Source organism: Catenuloplanes indicus, from assembly GCF_030813715.1.
In the GTDB taxonomy this organism is placed as follows: Bacteria; Actinomycetota; Actinomycetes; order Mycobacteriales; family Micromonosporaceae; genus Catenuloplanes; species Catenuloplanes indicus.
In genome coordinates this window covers 747,291-764,846 of record NZ_JAUSUZ010000001.1, presented here as the reverse complement: position 1 = coordinate 764,846, position 17,556 = coordinate 747,291, and the positions used below count along the sequence as shown (strand labels likewise).

9 protein-coding genes are annotated in these 17,556 nt (G+C 75.0%); 7 read left to right on the top strand and 2 right to left on the bottom strand.

Going from position 1 to position 17,556, the window contains the following annotated elements; translation table 11 throughout:
• Window positions 1-9: 9 nt before the first annotated feature.
• The 7 genes from J2S42_RS03680 (at window position 10) to J2S42_RS03650 (ending at window position 15,417) form a co-directional block, all read left to right on the top strand.
• Window positions 10-3,126: a non-ribosomal peptide synthetase gene (locus J2S42_RS03680; RefSeq protein ID WP_370879367.1), complete on the top strand. Its 3,117-nt coding sequence runs from the start codon at window positions 10-12 to the stop codon at window positions 3,124-3,126.
• Window positions 3,123-4,454, top strand: coding sequence for an FAD-dependent oxidoreductase (locus J2S42_RS03675; RefSeq protein ID WP_307235187.1), 1,332 nt, complete (start codon window positions 3,123-3,125; stop codon window positions 4,452-4,454). The genes J2S42_RS03680 and J2S42_RS03675 overlap by 4 nt, the downstream gene beginning before the upstream one ends.
• Window positions 4,448-5,146: a DUF6875 domain-containing protein gene (locus tag J2S42_RS03670; RefSeq protein ID WP_307235185.1), complete on the top strand. Its 699-nt coding sequence runs from the start codon at window positions 4,448-4,450 to the stop codon at window positions 5,144-5,146. The genes J2S42_RS03675 and J2S42_RS03670 overlap by 7 nt, the downstream gene beginning before the upstream one ends.
• The gene (locus J2S42_RS03665; protein ID WP_307235183.1) at window positions 5,146-8,445 is read left to right on the top strand and encodes a non-ribosomal peptide synthetase; all 3,300 of its coding nucleotides are present in this window, start codon (window positions 5,146-5,148) and stop codon (window positions 8,443-8,445) included. The genes J2S42_RS03670 and J2S42_RS03665 overlap by 1 nt, the downstream gene beginning before the upstream one ends.
• A 46-nt stretch (window positions 8,446-8,491) precedes the next feature.
• Entirely contained in the window at window positions 8,492-12,886 is a 4,395-nt protein-coding gene (locus J2S42_RS03660) for a non-ribosomal peptide synthetase (RefSeq protein ID WP_307235181.1), read from the top strand.
• Window positions 12,879-14,189, top strand: coding sequence for an MFS transporter (locus tag J2S42_RS03655; protein WP_307235179.1), 1,311 nt, complete (start codon window positions 12,879-12,881; stop codon window positions 14,187-14,189). Before J2S42_RS03660 ends, J2S42_RS03655 begins: the two co-directional genes overlap by 8 nt.
• Before the next feature lie 190 nt (window positions 14,190-14,379).
• Entirely contained in the window at window positions 14,380-15,417 is a 1,038-nt protein-coding gene (locus tag J2S42_RS03650) for a methyltransferase (RefSeq protein WP_307235177.1), read from the top strand.
• Between the two features lie 249 nt (window positions 15,418-15,666).
• Here the strand turns inward: J2S42_RS03650 and J2S42_RS03645 are convergent, their stop codons facing one another.
• Together J2S42_RS03645 and J2S42_RS03640 are read right to left on the bottom strand one after the other, a co-directional pair.
• Window positions 15,667-16,731, bottom strand: coding sequence for a Gfo/Idh/MocA family protein (locus J2S42_RS03645; RefSeq protein ID WP_307235176.1), 1,065 nt, complete (start codon window positions 16,729-16,731; stop codon window positions 15,667-15,669).
• The gene (locus J2S42_RS03640) at window positions 16,728-17,492 is read right to left on the bottom strand and encodes a ThuA domain-containing protein (protein ID WP_307235174.1); all 765 of its coding nucleotides are present in this window, start codon (window positions 17,490-17,492) and stop codon (window positions 16,728-16,730) included. Before J2S42_RS03640 ends, J2S42_RS03645 begins: the two co-directional genes overlap by 4 nt.
• Window positions 17,493-17,556: the final 64 nt, after the last annotated feature.

The window sequence follows — 17,556 nt, the reverse complement described above, 5'->3', positions numbered from 1 at the left end:
ACCTATCTCCTGCCGGCCTCGCTCACCCAGCGGCGGCTGTGGCTGCTCGACCAGCTGAGCCCGGGCTCCGCCACGTACAACATCGCCTGGCTCGTGGTCCTGGACGGGCCGCTGGACGGGCCGGCGCTGGAGGCCGCGCTGACCCGGCTGGTGGCCCGGCACGAGAGCCTGCGCACGCACTTCACGGCCGTGGACGGCGAACCGGCCCAGGTGGTCGCGCCGGCCGGCCCGGTCCGGCTGCACCCGGTCGAGACCGGCGACGACTGGCGGCGGCACGTCAACGAGGCGGCCCGCCGCCCGTTCGACCTGGCCGCCGGCCCGCTGAACCGGTTCACGCTGCTGCGCCGGCCGGACGGCTCGCACGCGCTGGTCTGGGTGGTGCACCACGCGGTCGCGGACGGCTGGTCGTTCGGCGTGCTCTTCGGCGAGCTGGCCGCGGCGTACGCGGGCGAGGCACTGCCGGACGCGCCGATGCAGTACGGCGACTTCGCGATCTGGCAGCGCGAGCAGGCCGCGCGCGGCGCGTTCGACGACGACCTGGACCACTGGCACCGCGCGCTCGCCGGCGCCCCGGTGCTGCTCGACCTGCCCGCCGACCGGCCGCGCCCGCCCGAACAGGACGACGCCGGCGGCACGGTCACCTGCGACGTGCCGGCGGAGCTGACCGCGCGGCTCCACCGGGGGAGGAGCACGCTGCTGCTGGCCGGTTTCCAGGCGCTGCTGCACCGGCTCACCGGCCAGGACGACCTGCTGGTCGGGCTGCCGGTCGCGGCCCGCACCCGGCCGCAGACCCGGGACGTGGTCGGCTTCTTCGCGAACACGCTCGCGCTGCGCGCCGTGTTCCCGGAAGGCGTCACGTTCGGGCAGCTGGTGACCGCGGCGCAGGACTCGGTCGCGGCCGCACAGACCCGGCAGGAGGCGCCGTTCGAGCAGGTCGTGGAGCGGCTCGCGGTGCCGCGCAGCCTCTCCCACCCGCCGCTGGTGCAGGTGATGTTCGCGCTGGAGGAGGCGCCGCCGCCGCGGACCGCGGCCGGGCTGACCATCACGCCGGAGCTGTGGGAGAACGGCACCGTCAAGTTCGACCTCACGCTCACCGTGGAGGAGCGCGCGGACCGGCTGCGGCTGCGCGTCACGTACCGGTCGGGGCTGTTCGACGAGACGCGCGTCCGCGCGCTGACCGGGCAGTACCTGGCGCTGCTGGAGGCGGGCCTGGACCGGCCGGGGACCCCGGTCGCCACGCTGCCGATGCTGCGACCCGGGGACCGGGAACGGCTGCGCGGGTACGGCACGGGGGACCCGCTGCCGGCGGTGGCGGACCTGACCCGGCTGACCGGGGACGCGATCGCGGTGTCCGGGCCGGACGGCCGGCTCAGCTACCGGGAGCTGGACGCGCGGGCGAACCGGCTCGCGCACCTGCTGCACGCGCACGGCGCCGGGCCGGACACGCCGGTCGGGCTGGCGCTGGGCCGCAGCACGTGGCTGGTCGCGGCGATCCTGGCGGTCTGGCGGGCCGGTGCCGGCTACCTGCCGCTCGACCCGGGCCTGCCACCGGCCCGGATCGCCACCATGCTGGCCGACGCCCGCCCACCGGTCGTGCTCACCGACGCGCCGTTCGACGATCCACGATCGACCGTCGTACGGGTGGACACCGCCGATCTGGACCGGTTCCCCGCGTCCGCGCCACCGCCGGTGGAGACGCACCCGGACGCGCTGGCCTACCTGCTCTACACGTCCGGGTCGACCGGCCGGCCGAAGGGCGTCGCGGTGCCGCACGCGGCCGTCACCGACCTGCTCGCCGGCTTCCACGCGGTGCTCGGGCTGACCGCGGCGGACCGGGTCGCGGCCGTGACCACGCACGCGTTCGACATCTCCGTCGTCGAGCTGGTGCTGCCGCTGCTGGCCGGTGCGCGAATCGAGATGATCGACGCGGACACCGCCCGGGATGCCGCGCTGCTGCGGGCCGCGCTCGCCGGCCGGCGCGTCACCGTCGCGCAGGGCACGCCGGCGACCTGGCGGATGCTGGTCACCGCCGGTGGCGTACCCGCGGGGGTGCGGTTGCGGATCAGCGGCGGCGAGGCGCTCTCCCGGGACCTGGCCGACCGGCTCCGCGACGGCGGCACGGTGATCAACGGGTACGGGCCGTCGGAGACCACGGTCTACTCCACCGCGGGACCGGCCGGCCCGGACGGGCCGGTCAGCCTGGGCCGGCCGACGCCGAACACGACCGTGTACCTGCTCGACGCGGCCGGGCGGCCGGTGCCTGAGGGGGTGGTCGGCGAGCTGCACATCGGCGGGCCGGGCGTGGCGCGCGGCTACCTCGGGCAGCCCGGTGCGACCGCGGCCCGGTTCCGGCCGGACCCGTACCGTGCGGGTGGCCGGCTCTACGCGACCGGGGACCTCGGGCGATGGCGGGCCGACGGCACGCTCGACTTCCTCGGCCGCGCCGACGCCCAGCTGAAGGTGCGCGGCTTCCGGATCGAGCCGGGTGAGATCGAGACGCTGCTGCGCGAGCACCCCGCCGTCGCCGAGGCGGTGGTGACCGCGCGGGACGGCGGCCGGCTCGCCGCCTACGTCGTCACCACCGGCGAGCGGAGCGCGGCCGGGCTCTGGCCGCAGCTGCGCTCCGGGCTCGCGGCGCGGCTGCCGGACTACATGATCCCGGCCGCGCTGGTGGTGCTGGACGCGCTGCCGCGCACCGCGAGCGGCAAGGCCGACCGGGCGGCGCTGCCCGAGCCGTCCTGGCGGGAGACGACCGCGACACCGGCCGTGCTCGCCCGTACCCCGGTGGAGTCGGAGCTCTCCGCGCTCTGGCGCGAGGTGCTGAACCTGCCCGAGGTCGGCGTCCACGACAACTTCTTCGCGCTCGGCGGGCACTCGCTCAACGCGGCCCGGCTGATCGCCCGGATCCGTACCGCGTTCGGCGCGGACGTCACGCTGCGCGACCTGTTCGCGGCGCCGACCGTCGCCGAGCTCGCACCGCTGCTCGACCGGGCCACCCGCCCGGCATCACCGCACACCGGCCCGGCACGACCGGCGCCGGACCGGCTTCCGGACTCGCTCGACTCGCTCTCCGACGCCGAGATCGACGCGCTGCTGGACGCACTGACCTCGGAGGAGGAGTCATGACCGGCCCACAGGAACATGCGGTCGTCGTCGGCGCGGGGCTCGCCGGCTCGCTGACCGCGGTGTTCCTCGCCCGCCGCGGGTATCGCGTGTCCGTCTACGAACGCCGGCCGGACCCGCGCACCGCCGGCACCGCGGCCACCGGCCGATCGATCAACCTCGGGCTGTCCGCGCGCGGCATGGCCGCGCTCGACGAGGCCGGGCTGCTCGACGCCGTACTCGCCCGCGGCGTGCCGATGCGCGGCCGGGTGGTGCACCGGCCCGACGGCACGACCAGATTTCAGCCGTACGGTGTGCGCGAGCACGAGATCCTGCACTCGGTCCTTCGCGACGACCTGCTCCGGCTGCTCGTCGACACCGCGTCCGCGCACCCGGACGTCAGCTTCCACTTCGGACGGACGCTGACCGGTCTGGACCGGGACAAGGGCACGGTGGAGGTCGCCGATCCGGCCGAGACCGTCGAGGCCGACCTGATCGTCGGCGCGGACGGCGTGTTCTCCGCCGCGCGCCGCCACCTGCAGCACGGGCTGCGCGCCGACTACGCGCAGGAGTTCCTGCCGTGGGGCTACACCGAGCTGACCATCCCGGCCGGCCCCGGCGGCGTGCCCCGGGTGCGCCTCGAGGCGCTGCACGTCTGGCCGGGCGAGGACGCGCTGATGGTCGCGCACCCCAACCGGGACGGCTCGCTGACCTGCTCGCTGTTCATGGCGCACGAGGGGCCGGTCAGCTTCGCGGCGCTGCGTGACCGGGCCGCGATCCACGCGTTCGCCGACGCCGCGTTCCCGGACGCGCGCGAGCTGATGCCGGACCTGGCCGACGAGCTGCTGGCCCACCCGGTCGGCCGGCTCGTCACCGTGCGCACGGCGCCGTGGCGGCACGAGGACCGGGTGGTGCTGGTCGGCGACGCGGCGCACGCGGTCTACCCGTTCTTCGGGCAGGGGATGAACGCGGCGTTCGAGGACTGCCTGGTGCTGGACGCCTGCCTGGGCCGGCACCCGGACCGGGGGACCGCGCTGGCCGCGTACGAGGCCGCGCGCCGCCCGCACACCGACGTGCTCGCCGACCTGTCCGCCGCGAACTTCACCGAGCTGCGGGCACGCGTGCACCGGCCCGGGTACGTGCTGGCCGCGGCCGCGGACCGGGCGCTGTCCCGGCTGCTGCCGCACCGCTGGGTGCCGCTCTACACGCTGGTCGCGCACACCACCACGCCGTACGCGGACGCGCTCGCCCGGGTACGCCGCCAGCGCCGGGCGCTCGCCGCGGCCGTGACCGTGGGTACCGCCGTCGCCGTGCTGGCCGCCCGTCTCTCCCTGCGGGGGCGGGCATGCTGACCCGCCCCGGATTCCCCGGCCAGGTGCTGTTCGACGCGGCCGACCTGCACGCCGAACTGCCGCACCCGCTCGTCGCCGGCGTCACCGGCCGGCTGCTCGAGGTGCTCGCCTGGGCACAGCACTACCTCTGCGGGCCGCACCCGGACCTCGGCCGGAAGGGACCGGTGTGCCCGTTCGTGCAGGGCTCGCTGGACCGCGGCGTGTTCTACCTGGCGGTGCACCGGGGCGACACGCTCGACCCGGACGACCTGGACGCGCTGCTGGCCGGGTACCGGGACTGGTTCACCGCGCTGGAACCCGCGCACGGCCCGGCCGCCCAGTTCAAGACGATCCTGCTCACGCTGCCCGACCTGCCGGACGAGATCGCCCGGGTGCAGGTGGACAGCGCGCAGGCCCGGCTCAAGGCCGCGTACACCGAGCGCGGCTTGATGATCGGCGAGTTCCACGACGGGCCACCGGCCAAGGGCGGGCTGTGGAACCCGGACTTCCGGCCGCTGCACAGCCCGGTGCCGCTGCTGGCGATCCGGCACATGGTGCCCAGCGACTTCCCGTTCCTCGCCGACGACCCGGTGACGCTCGGCGCGTACCTGAGCCGCTTCTCCGGCAATGGCCCGGTGGCGCTGCGCCGGCAGGTCGCGGCCGCCGCCACCCGCTTCGGGCTCGACCTGCCCGCACAGATCCAGGAGGCCTGATGAGCACCGAATCCCCGGCGCCGCGATCGGATGCGCCGCGATCGGATGTGCCGCGTGAGGGTAAGCGGGCGTTGCTGGCCCGGCTGCTGACCGAGCGGGCGCGGGCGCCGCGTACCCACCCGGCCTCGTTCGGGCAGCAGCGGCTGTGGTTCCTGGACCGGTTCGCCGGCGGTACCGCGGTCTACCACATCCCGGTCGCGTTCCACCTGCGCGGACCGGTCGACCCGGCCGCGCTGCGCGCCGCGCTGTCCACCGTGGTCGCGCGGCACGAGACGCTGCGGACCACGTTCGCGGAGTCCGGTGGCGAGGTGGTGCAGATCGTGCACCCGGCCCTGCCGGTGGAACTGGAGATCGCCGACGCGTCCGGTGGCACCCGCGTCGAGGGCCGGGCGCTCGCGGCCGAGTTCGGGCGGCGGCCGTTCGACCTGGCCACCGGGCCGCTGCTGCGCGCCGCGCTGATCCGGCTCGGCCCGGACGAGCACGTGCTCACACTGGTGCTGCACCACATCATCTCGGACGCCTGGTCGCTCGGCGTGCTGTTCACCGAGCTGAACGCCGCGTACACGGCCGCGCGGGACGGCCGCGACCCGGCGCTGCCGCCGCTGCCGGTGCAGTACGCGGACTTCGCCCGCTGGCAGCGCGGGCAGCTCGGCGGCGACCTGCTCACCGGTCAGCTCGACTACTGGCTCGGCCACCTGCGCGGCGCGCCGGCGCTGCTCACGTTGCCCACCGACCGGCACCGGCCCGCGGTCCGCGAGCACCGCGGCGCCGTGCACTACCTGACGCTGCCGCCCGCGCTGGTCGACCGGGTCACCGCGTTCAACCAGGACACCGGCGTCACCATGTTCATGACGCTGCTGGCCGTGTTCCAGACCGTGCTGGCCCGGCACGCCGGCCAGGACGACGTGGTGATCGGCACCCCGGTCGCCGGGCGCGGCCACCCGGACCTGGAGGGGCTGGTCGGGTTCTTCGTCAACACGGTCGCGCTGCGGCTGTCGTCGGTCGGCCGGCCGTCGCTGCGCACGCTGGCCGCCCGCGCCCGCGAGGTCACGCTGAACGGGCTCGGCAACGCGGACCTGCCGTTCGAACGGCTGGTCGAGGAACTGCAGCCGGAGCGCAGCCTCGCGCACACGCCGGTGTTCCAGGCACAGCTGATCCTGCAGAACGCGCCGCACGCGCCGTTCCGGCTCGGCGACACGGCCGCGACGTCGCTGGAGCTGGACACCGGCACCGCCAAGTTCGACCTGACCCTGGTCGGCGAGGCCACGCCGTCCGGCGGGCTGCGGCTGGCCGTCGAGTACGACACCGACCTGTTCGACGCGTCCACGATCGACCGGCTCACCCGGCACCTGAGCACGCTGCTCACCGCGGGCGTCGCCGCACCGGACCGGCCGCTGCACCTGATCCCGCTGCTGCGCGGCGCGGAACGGTGGGAGGTGCTGACCGGCTGGAACGACACCGACCGGGGTACGCCGCCGGACGGCTCCGTGCTCGGCCTGATCGACCCGGTCGCCGGTGCCACCGTCACCGGGCCGGACGGCACGCGGGACACCGCCGCGCTGCTGGAGCGCGCCGGGCGGATCGCGGCCCGGCTGCGCGACGCCGGCGTCACCGCGGACACGCCGGTCGGGCTGTGCATGACGCGCGGCACCGGGATGCTCGCGGCCGTGCTCGGCGTGTGGTGGGCCGGCGCCGGATACCTGCCGCTGGACCCGGAACTGCCGGAGGACCGGCTGCGGTACATGCTCACCGACTCCGGCACGCGGGTGGTGCTCACCGACGCGTCCGTGGCGGCCCGGCTGGGCGACGTGCTGGCGACCGCGCCGACCGTGCTGATCGACGCGGACCTCCCGGCGGTGGCGCCGGAGCGGCAGCCGGTGCATCCGGACGGGCTCGCGTATCTGATCTACACGTCCGGGTCGACCGGGCGGCCGAAGGGCGTGGCCGTGCCGCACCGGGCCGTGGTCAACCTGGTCGCGTCGTTCCACGACGACCTCGATCTCGGTGACGGTGACGTGTTCGCGGCCGTCACCACGCTGTCGTTCGACATCTCCGTGCTGGAGCTGCTGGTCCCGCTGGTCCGCGGCATCCGGCTGGAGATCGTCGGCGCGGCCGAGGCCGGTGACGGCGCCGCGCTGCGGGCCCGGCTGGAGTCGTCCGGCGCGACCGCGATGCAGGCCACGCCGGCCACCTGGCGGCTGCTGCTCGCGTCCGGTGGCGTGCCGGACCGGTTGCGGCTGCGGCTCTGCGGCGGCGAGGTGCTGCCCCGCGACCTGGCCGACCGGCTGCTGACCGGCGACGCCCGGCTGTGGAACTGCTACGGCCCGACCGAGACCACGGTCTGGTCCGCGGCCGGGGCCGTGCCGCCCGCACCGGCGCCGATCGGGCTCGGCACGCCGATCGCGAACACCCGCGTCTACGTGCTCGACGAGGCGCTGCAACCGGTACCGGCCGGCGTGGTCGGCGAGATCTACATCGGCGGCACCGGTGTGGTGCGCGGCTACCACGGCCGCGCCGGGCTGACCGCGCGCCGGTTCCTGCCCGACCCGTACGCCGACACGCCCGGTGCCCGCCTCTACGCCACCGGCGACCTGGCCCGCCGCCGCGCCGACGGGCGGCTGGAGTTCCTCGGCCGCGGCGACCACCAGATCAAGGTGCGCGGCTTCCGGATCGAACCCGGCGAGATCGAGGCCGTGCTGCGCGCGGACCCCCGGGTCGCGGACGCGGTCGTCGGTGCCTGGACCGGCGGCGACGGCGACACCCGGCTCGCCGGGCACATCGTGGCCGCGGACGGCGCCGACCCGGCCACGTTGCCGGATCTGCTGCGCCCGGTGCTGGCCGCGCGGCTGCCCGGCTACATGGTCCCGTCGCACCTGGACGTGCTGCCCGCGTTGCCGCTGAACGCGAACGGCAAGGTCGACCGCGGCGCGCTGCCCGCACCGCGCTGGGGTGATCAGACCGCGCCGGCGGTCGCCCCGCGTACCCCGGTGGAACAGGTTCTGGCCGGGATCTGGCAGGACGTGCTGCGCGGCGGCCCGGTCGGCGCGCACGACGACTTCTTCCGGCTCGGCGGCCACTCGCTGCTCGGCGCGCAGGTGGTCGCGCGCACGTCCGACACCTTCGGGATCAGCGTGCCGATCCGGGTGCTGTTCGAGGCGCCGACCGTGGCCACGATGGCGTCCGCGCTGACCGCGTTCGAACCCGAGCCCGGCCACCTGCACGCGGTCGCCGCGGTCCGCCTCGAGGTGGCCGGCCTGTCCGACGAGGAACTGCACCGCATGCTGGAGGAGAAGCCATGAGCGCGCCCGTCGCCCCGATCGCGCCGCCGTGCGAGGGGGAGCCGGCATGACCGACCGGGAACGGCTGATCCGCCAACTGCTGGCCCGGCGCGGGCTGGGCGGCAGCGCACCGGCCGCGGAGATCCCGCGCCGGCCGGCCGGGGTGCCGGTGCCGCTGTCACCGTCGCAGGAGGGCATGTGGTTCCTCGACCGGCTGCTGCCGGGCAACCCCGCCTACGTCCTCGGGCAGGGGGTGCGGCTGACCGGACCGGTCGACCCGGCCGCGATGCGCGCGTCCGCGATCGCGCTGACCGGCCGGCACGAGGCGCTGCGCACCCGGATCCGCGCGGGGAACCAGGACGTGCTCGCGGCGGCGCCGGACCCGCTCACCTACGAGGACCGGCCCGGCGCGGACCCGGCCGCGATCGTGCGCCGCGAGTGCGAGACCCCGTTCGACCTGGCCGAGGCGCCGCTGCTGCGGATCCGGCTGGTCCGGCTCGGCCCGGACGACCACCTGCTCACGGTCGCGGTGCACCACATCGTGGCGGACGAGGTGTCGCTCGGCGTCATCCTCGACGAGCTGCTCGACGGCCACCGCCGGCACCGCGCGGGTGAGCCGGCCGCACCACCGCCGGACGTCCAGTTCGGCGACTGGGTGCTGTGGCAGCGGGACCGGGCGTCCGGCGAGGCGGAGTCGTTCTGGGCCGCGCACCTGGCCGGTACCGCCGTGCTCGACCTGCCCACCGACCGGCCCCGGCCCGCGACGCCGTCGACGGCCGGTGCGACCCGGGCGTTCACGATCGCACCGGAGCTCGCGGCCGAGGTGGACGCGCTCGCCCGGCGTACCGGCGCCACGCGGTTCATGATCTTCCTGACCGCGCTGCAGGTGGTGCTGGCCCGGCTCAGCGGCCAGCACGACGTCTGCGTCGGCTCCCCGGTGTCGCTGCGATCGGGCGATCACCTGGACCGCACGGTCGGGCTGTTCGTCAACAGCCTGCCGCTGCGCACCGACCTGTCCGGCGACCCGGCGCTCGACGAGGCGCTGGCGCGGGTGCGACGGACCACCATGGACTCGCTGGCGCACGCGGCGCTGCCGTTCGACCGGATCGTGGAGCTGGCCGCGCCGCCGCGTGACCCGGGGCGCAACCCGCTGTTCCAGACGATGCTGGTGCTCAACCGCGGCGGCGGCGTCCGGGAACGGCACGGCCTGACCGTCCGCCCGGTGCCGGTCCGCCGCGACACGTCCCGGCTCGACCTGACGATCGCCATCCACGAGTTCGACGCCGGGCTCGGCGGTCTGGCCGACTACAACACGGATCTGTTCGACGAGTCCACCGTGGACCGGCTGATCGACCGGCTGTGGGACACGGTGCACGCGATGGCCGTCCGCGGCGACGCACGACTGTCCGAACTGGACACGTTGACCGCGGGCGAGCGCCGCGACCTGACCGCCTGGAACGACACGGCGCTCGACGTCGGCGCCGCCACCACGCTGCACGCGCTGGTGGTGGCGCGCGCCGCGGCCACGCCGGACGCGCTCGCGGTGCTGGAACCCGGGCGGGCGCCGCTCACCTACGGCGCGCTGGACCGGCGGTCGGCGGCGCTGGCCGGCCGGTTGCGCGCGCTCGGCGTCCGCCGGGACACGCCGGTCGGGCTGCTGCTGCCGTCCGGCGCGGACGCGATCGTGGCCGTCCTCGCCATCCTCCGGGCCGGCGCCGGCTACCTGCCGCTCGACCCGGCCGCGCCACCGGCCCGCTCCGCGGCACTGCTGTCCGCGGCCGGGGCCGCGGTCACGATCGCCTCCGGTTCCGTGCCGGGCTTCCACGGTACGGTCGTGCGGCCCGATGATCCGGCAACCGAGGGCAACGAGGTCCCGGCCGGCGTCGGCGACCACCCTGATCAGCTGGCCTACGTGGTCTACACGTCCGGGTCGACCGGGGCGCCGAAGGGCGTCATGGTCGCGCACCGGACCGCGGTCACGTTCGCGCGCGGCTTCGCCGGCCTGCACGGCCTCACGGCCGATGACCGGCTGCTGATGATCCCGCCGCTGAGCTTCGACGCGTCCGTCGGCGACCTGTTCCCGGCCCTGATCACCGGCGCCGCGCTGGTCGTCCACCCGGACCCGGCCACGATCAACGGCCCGGAACTGCTCCGGCTGTGCCGCGAGTACGGCATCACCGTGGTCGACACGGCGGCGCCGCTGTGGTCGAGCTGGACCTCGGACCTTCAGGCGCCCGGCCACCCGCTGCCCGGACCGGCCGGTGGCGCGGCCGGAGTGGCCGCGGGGCCGCTGCGGGCCGTGCTGGTCGGCGGGGAACCTGTTCCGGTGGCGCAGGTGCGCCGGTGGGCCGCGCTGACCCGTGGCCGGGTGCCGCTCTACAACCACTACGGCCCGACCGAGGCGACCGTCTGCGCCACGACCTACACCACCGTGGACGCGCACGAGCTGCCCGGCCTGACGCACCTGCCGATCGGCCGCCCGGTGCCGAACGTGCGCGTCCACCTGCTCGACGACGCCATGCGGCCGGTCCCGGTCGGCCGGCCGGGCGAGGTCTACATCGGCGGCATGGCGCCCACCCGCGGCTATCTGGGCGCCCCGGGCGCGACCGCGGTCCGGTTCGTCCCGGACCCGTTCGGCGGCGAGCCCGGCGCCCGGCTCTACCGCACCGGTGATCTCGCCCGGCACCGCTCCGACGGCACGCTGCAGTTCCTCGGCCGCACCGACCGGCAGATCAAGATCCGCGGCTACCGGATCGAGCCCGGCGAGATCGAGGCGGCCTGCGCGTCCCTGCCCGGCATCCGCCAGGCCGCCGTCGTCGCCGCCGACCACCCCACCGGCCGCCGCCTGATCGCCTACCTGGTCCCGGTCCCGGCCGGTGGTGCGCCGGACCCGGCGGGCGGCACCCCGGACCCGGCCGGCGGCGCTCCGGACCCGGTCGCGGTGCGGGCGCGGCTGCGGGAGATGTTGCCGGATCATCTGGTGCCGACCGCGGTCGTCGTGGTGCCGGAGCTGCCGACGACCCGCCACGGAAAGCTGGACACGGCCGCGCTGCCCACGCCCGCGGACGCGCCGGCCCGGCCCGCGCACGTGCCGCCGCGCACCCCGGTCGAGCGCGTGCTCGCGGACGTCTGGGCGGATCTGCTCGACATCGGGCCGGTCGGGCGGCACGACAACTTCTTCGACCTGGGCGGGCACTCGCTGCTCGCGGCCCGGTTCACCGCACGTGCGGAGGCGGTGCTCGGCCGGCCCGTACCGTTGCCGCTGGTCTTCGGCACCGCGGACCTGGCCGCCCTCGCCGCGGCGCTGGACGCCGGTGACCGGCCGGGCACGCCGGCCGAGGACGTGCTGCGGGCCGACGCGCGCCTGCCCGCGGACCTGCACCTGGCCCCGGCCGGGCCGCTGCTGCCGGTCACCGACGTGCTGTTCACCGGCGCGACCGGCTTCCTCGGCGCCTACCTGCTCGCCGACTGGCTGCGGCACACCACCGCGACCGTGCACTGCCTGGTCCGGGCCGCCGGGGAAGCCGCGGCGACCGCGCGGGTCGAGGACAACCTGCGACGGTACGGATTGTGGCACCCGTCGTTCGGCGACCGGCTCGCCGGTGTCCCGGGCGACCTGGCCGCACCCGCGTTCGGCCTGACCGCGCACGACTTCGCCGCGCTCGGCGCGCGCGTCCAGGTGATCGTCCACAACGGAGGCGTGGTCGACTTCCTCCGGCCGTACGCGGCGCTGAAGCCGGCGAACGTGGGCGGCACGCTGACCGTGCTTCGCCTCGCCGCGCACGGCGACCCGAGCGACGTCCACCTCGTCTCCACGCTCGGCGTCTTCCTCACCCCGGCCCGGCGGCTCGGGCTGGTCCGCGAGGGCGACGCGCCGGACGACTGCACCGGGCTCGGCGGCTACAACGCGACCAAGTGGGCCGCGGACGCGCTGGTCAGGGCGGCCCGGGACCGGGGGCTGCGGGTCAGTGTGCACCGGCCGGCCCGGGTCAGCGGGCACTCGGTGACCGGCGCCGGGAACACCGGCGACTACTTCAGCCGGCTGCTCGCCACCTGCGTCCAGCTCGGCGCGGTGCCGGACCTCGACGACCGGATCGACCTGTCCCCGGTCGACTACGTGGCCGCCGGGATCGGGCTGCTCACCCGCGACCGCAGCACGGCCGACCACCACTACTACAACAACCGGACGATGAGCTTCGGTGCGCTCGCCGGCGCACTCACCTCGTTCGGGCACCGGGCCGAGCTGGTGCCGTACCCGCGCTGGCGGGCCGCGCTGCTCGACCGGCCGGACGCGGCACTGGCCGCGTTCGCGCCGCTGTTCGGGCCGGACACGCCGGTCCGCACCCAGCCGGACTTCGACTGCACCGGCACCGAGGCCCGGCTGGCCGCGGCCGGGATCGTCTGCCCGGCCGCGGACGAACGACTCCTGCACACCTACCTGAAGGTGCTCGCCGATGACTGAGCGTCCCGTCGCCACCCGGCTGCTCGTCGCGATCTGGCTCGGCCAGCTCGCGTCGCTGGTCGGCTCCAGCCTCACCGCGTTCGTCCTCGGCGTCTGGGTCTACCAGCGCACCGGCTCCGTGCTGCAGTTCTCGCTGATCTTCCTGGCCGCGACCGTACCGGCGCTGCTCGTCGCCCCGCTGGCCGGCACGGCCGCGGACGCCGGCGACCGGCGGACACTGATGCTGCGCGCGGACACCGTGGCCGCGGTGGGCACGGCCGCGCTGGCCGTGCTGGTCGCCACGGACCAGCTGGCGGTGTGGCACATCTACCTGGCGACCGCGCTGACCGCGGGTGCGTCGACCGTGCACCAGGTCGCGTACCAGGCGATGACCCCGGCGCTGGTCGGCACCCGGCACCTGGCCCGGTTCAACGGTTTCATGCAGATCTCCCGCGCCGTGCAGATCGCGGCGCCGCTGATCGCGGGCGCGCTGGTCGTCACGATCGGCATCGGCGGTGTGCTGACCGTCGACCTGCTCACGTTCGCGATCGCGGCCGGCACGCTGTTCCTGGTCCGGCTCCCGGCCGCGGTCACCCGCCCACCGGCGGACGGCACCGCGAAGCAGCCGCGTGGCGGCGCCGCCGAGGGCTGGCGGCATCTGCGGGACCGGCCCGGCCTGCTGCATCTGGTGATCGTGTTCGGTGTCTTCAACTTCCTGTTCGGCATCGCGGGCGTGCTGATCCAGCCGCTGATCCTGTCGTTCGCGGACGCGGCCACGCTCGGCGTGCTGATGTTCGCCGGCGGCGCGGGCCTGTTCGCCGGCAGCCTCGTGATGGGCGCCTGGGGCGGTCCGCGCCGCCGTAGCCGGGCCGTGATCGGCGGCCTGGCCGGCGGCGGTATCGCGCTCGCGCTGCATGCGCTCGCACCGTCACCGTGGCTGATCGGCGTCGTCGCGCCGCTGTTCCTGTTCACGCTGCCGATCGTGAACAGCTCCACGATGACGCTGCTGCAACTCAAGACCGAGCCCGCCGTGCTCGGCCGGGTGATGGCCGCGGCCCGGGTGATCGGTGACGCCGCGGTCCCGCTCGCCTACCTGCTGGCCGGCCCGCTCGCGGACGCGGTCGCGGAGCCCCTGATGGCCCCGGGCGGCGCGCTCGCGAACACGGCCGGCGAGGTGATCGGCACCGGCCCGGGCCGCGGGATCGCGCTGCTGTTCGTGGTCAGCGGCACCGCGATGGTCCTGCTCGCCGCGATCACCGCCGCCTCCCGGACGCTACGCCGCGCCGACGACCTGCCCGACGCGGTGCCGGCCCCGGCCGGGTGACCGCATGCCCACCCAGCTGACCGGTCCCGGTCGGCGGGCTGGTCCCGGCCGGGACCAGCCCGGCGCTGCTTCTGAATCGACCACCGTGACTGAGGCGTCGTCCATGTCGTTCCTACGACGTCGGTGGCGCCTCGGTCACCAGAGAAAGCCGGCCTGCCCGGCCGCGACATCTTCCTGGAGGAGCACGCTCATGCCCGTACCGTTGAACGGTGTCGATCCGGAAGCGTTTCCGGCGGCGTATCTGGATCTGCTGGACGCGGTGTCGTTCCGTGCCGCGGGTGCGGGGGCGCGGCTGGGGGTCTTCGACGCGCTGGCCGCCGAGCCGCTGACCGCGGAGGAGGCCGCGGCCCGCACCGGCACCGACCCGGCGGGGCTGCGCATCCTGCTCGACGCCCTGGCCGGCTACGGCTACCTGGAACGTGCCGGGGACCGCTACGCCGACACGCCACACACCGCACGCTGGTTGCGCACCGACGTGCCGGGCAGCTTCGTGCCGGTGCTGCGGTTCTGGGTCGCGGTGCTCGACCACTGGTGGGGCGACCTGGAGGAGTCGGTGCGGCGTGGCGGGCCGTCCGGTGACTTCTACGCGTGGCTGGAGCGCCACCCGGACACGCTGGCCGACTTCCAGACCATGCTGCGCCGGCTGGCCGCGCACCTCGGTGACGAGATCGTGGCGCTGACCCCGGCCGGCGACGACCACAGTCTGCTCGATCTCGGCGGCGGGCACGCGGGCTACACGGTCGCGTTCCTGCGGGCCAGGCCGGGATTGCGGGCCACCGTGGTCGACCTGCCGGGTGCGCTGGAGCAGGGCGCCCGGACCGTGGCCGAGGCCGGCGTGGCGGAGCGGGTGACGCTGCGCCCCGGGGATCTGTTCACCACGGATCTCGGCCACGGCCACGATCTCGTGCTGCTGTGCAACATCGTGCACGGCTACCGCCCCGCGGACGTGCTCACGCTGCTGCGCCGGGCCGCGACCGCGCTGCGGCCCGGCGGCCGGCTGACGCTGCTGGAGCCGCTGGCGGACGTGCCGTCCCGCGGTCCCGGACCGGCGGAGGCGTTCGTGCGGATGTTCAGCCTGAACATGTTCCACACGCAGGGCGGCCGCGCCTACGACATGCCGGAACTGACGGAGCTGCTGAAGGAGGCCGGCTTCACCGACGTGCACGAGGCGGCACTGACCGGCTCCGACACCGACCACGTCGTCACCGCGGTCCGCGCGCCGGGTTGATGTGTTGACGTGTTGACTCAAGCTGGTCAACACGTTCATCGCGTCGTCGATGCGTTCCGCTAACCGGCCCGACGCCGGAGGCGGCGTCGTCCACACGGCGAACGATACCGCGACCACGGCACCCGCCCACGACGCGAATGCCGCCGGAGCGGCCGCGGGCCACGCCGGGAGCAGGGCCGCAGACGAGCACGACGCCGGGGACGGGCGTCGCCCACGCCGCGGGAACGACGTGGGCGGCGCCGCGCGACGTCAGCCCTTCAGCGCCTCGCGTACCGATGTCCACGAGTGCAGCGCCTCGCGGACCTCGGGGTGCGGTTCCTCCGCGATCGCCCGCTCGTAGGCGCGTTCCAGCACGTCGTCGATCCGCACCCGGGCGCCGGTCGACGCGGACCGGACCGCGGCCTCCACCATGACCAGGCTCATCACGTTGCCGTGCACCTCGCCCATCGGCACCTCCCCGGTGCGCAGTGCGCGGGTGAACGCGCGCAGCGCGCCCGCGATCTCCACGCCCGGGTCCGCCACGACCCCGTCCGTGACCGGCACCGACGACACCGGCGGATCGTCGCCGTTCCACACCGCGGAGCCGTGCTCGGCCGACAGCCGCCACGATCCGTTCCATGACGTCTCCAGGCCGGGGGAGCACCAGCTGCCGGTGTAGACGTACCGCACCCCGCCGGTCATCTCGAACGTGGCGGTCGCGGCCGCGTCGCCGGCGTACCAGCTCCACGGCGGGTTGTGCTCCTCGCAGTAGACCGAGACCGGCTCCGCGCCGAGCACGAACCGGGCGGTGTCGAACGGGTGGATCGCCATGTCCAGCAGCAGCGGATGGTCCATCGCGTCCCGGAAGCCGCCGAACCGTGGCGCCTTGAAGAACTCCGTGGTGAGCAGGCCGGGGCGGCCGAGCGCGCGGGCCTGCGCGCGCAGCGCCCACAGGTGCGCGTTGTAGCGCCGGGACTGGCTGACCATGAACAGTTCGCCGGTCACTTCCGCGGTCGCGGCCAGCGACAACGCCTGCGTGACCGTCTCCGCGACCGGCTTCTCCCCGAGCACCGGCAGGCCGGCGAACAGCGCCTCCGTGGTGATCGGATGGTGCGCGGCCGGAACGGTCACGTTGATGACGGCGTCCGCGTTCGTCCGTTGAGCCAGCGCGACGCCGTCCGGCCCGGTCGGTACGCGTCCCTCGACGGCCTCGACGGCGGTGTCAACGTCGAGGTCGGCGACACCCACCAGTTCCACATCAGGATCCGATTCGACGGTACGGATCCAGGCGCGGCCCATCGCCCCCGCGCCGATGACCACGACCCGCAGCGTCACAGCGGTCCACCGTACCCGTGGCCGTGGTAGAAGTCCTCGGTCTCGTAGCGCAGCAGCGTCGGCTCGGCCCGCTCCGGGCGCACCGTCACCGCCCACTCGACCGCGTTCGCGATCACCTTCCGTACCCCGTCGTGGTGGTACGTGGGGTAGTCCTGGTCACCGGGCCGGAAGTAGAAGACCTTGCCGTGGCCGCGCTTGAACGTGCACCCGGACCGGAACACCTCGCCGCCGGAGAACGACGAGATGAACACCAGCTCGTCCGGCGCGGGGATGTCGAAGAACTCCCCGTACATCTCGTCCTCCTCGATGATCATCGGGTGCGGGACGCCGCGCGCGATCGGGTGCGTCGGGTCCACGGTCCAGACCAGCTCCCGGTCGTGCGCGGATCGCCAGCGCAACGTGCACGACGTACCCATGAGCTTGGTGAAGATCTTCGACCAGTGCCCGGAGTGCAGCACGATCAGGCCCATTCCGGCCAGCACGTGCCGGTGCACCCGGTCGACCACGTCGTCCGCCACGTCCGCGTGCGCGGCGTGCCCCCACCACGTCAGCACGTCCGTTTCGCGAAGAACCTCCTCGGTGAGGCCGTGTTCCGGATCTTGCAACGTGGCGGTGCGCACCGTCACCCGATCACCGAGATGCTGCGTGACGCCCTGCGCGATCGCGCCGTGCATGCCGTCCGGATACCGCGCCGCCACCTCCGGTTCATGCTGCTCATGGACGTTCTCGCCCCAGACCGTGACCCGGATCGGTGTGCTCACGTGCGCTCCTTCGCTCGTTTCGTCCAGCTTTCCACGTTCGCCGCTCATGGTCTCGGCCTGGCAC

What these genes read in the sequence shown, in the direction of transcription:
- J2S42_RS03675 (WP_307235187.1), top strand. Translation starts at nt 3,123, where the DNA reads ATGACCGGCCCACAGGAACATGCGGTCGTCGTCGGCGCGGGGCTCGCC.
- J2S42_RS03670 (WP_307235185.1), top strand. Translation starts at nt 4,448, where the DNA reads ATGCTGACCCGCCCCGGATTCCCCGGCCAGGTGCTGTTCGACGCGGCC.
- J2S42_RS03665 (WP_307235183.1), top strand. Translation starts at nt 5,146, where the DNA reads ATGAGCACCGAATCCCCGGCGCCGCGATCGGATGCGCCGCGATCGGAT.
- J2S42_RS03660 (WP_307235181.1), top strand. Translation starts at nt 8,492, where the DNA reads ATGACCGACCGGGAACGGCTGATCCGCCAACTGCTGGCCCGGCGCGGG.
- J2S42_RS03655 (WP_307235179.1), top strand. Translation starts at nt 12,879, where the DNA reads ATGACTGAGCGTCCCGTCGCCACCCGGCTGCTCGTCGCGATCTGGCTC.
- J2S42_RS03650 (WP_307235177.1), top strand. Translation starts at nt 14,380, where the DNA reads ATGCCCGTACCGTTGAACGGTGTCGATCCGGAAGCGTTTCCGGCGGCG.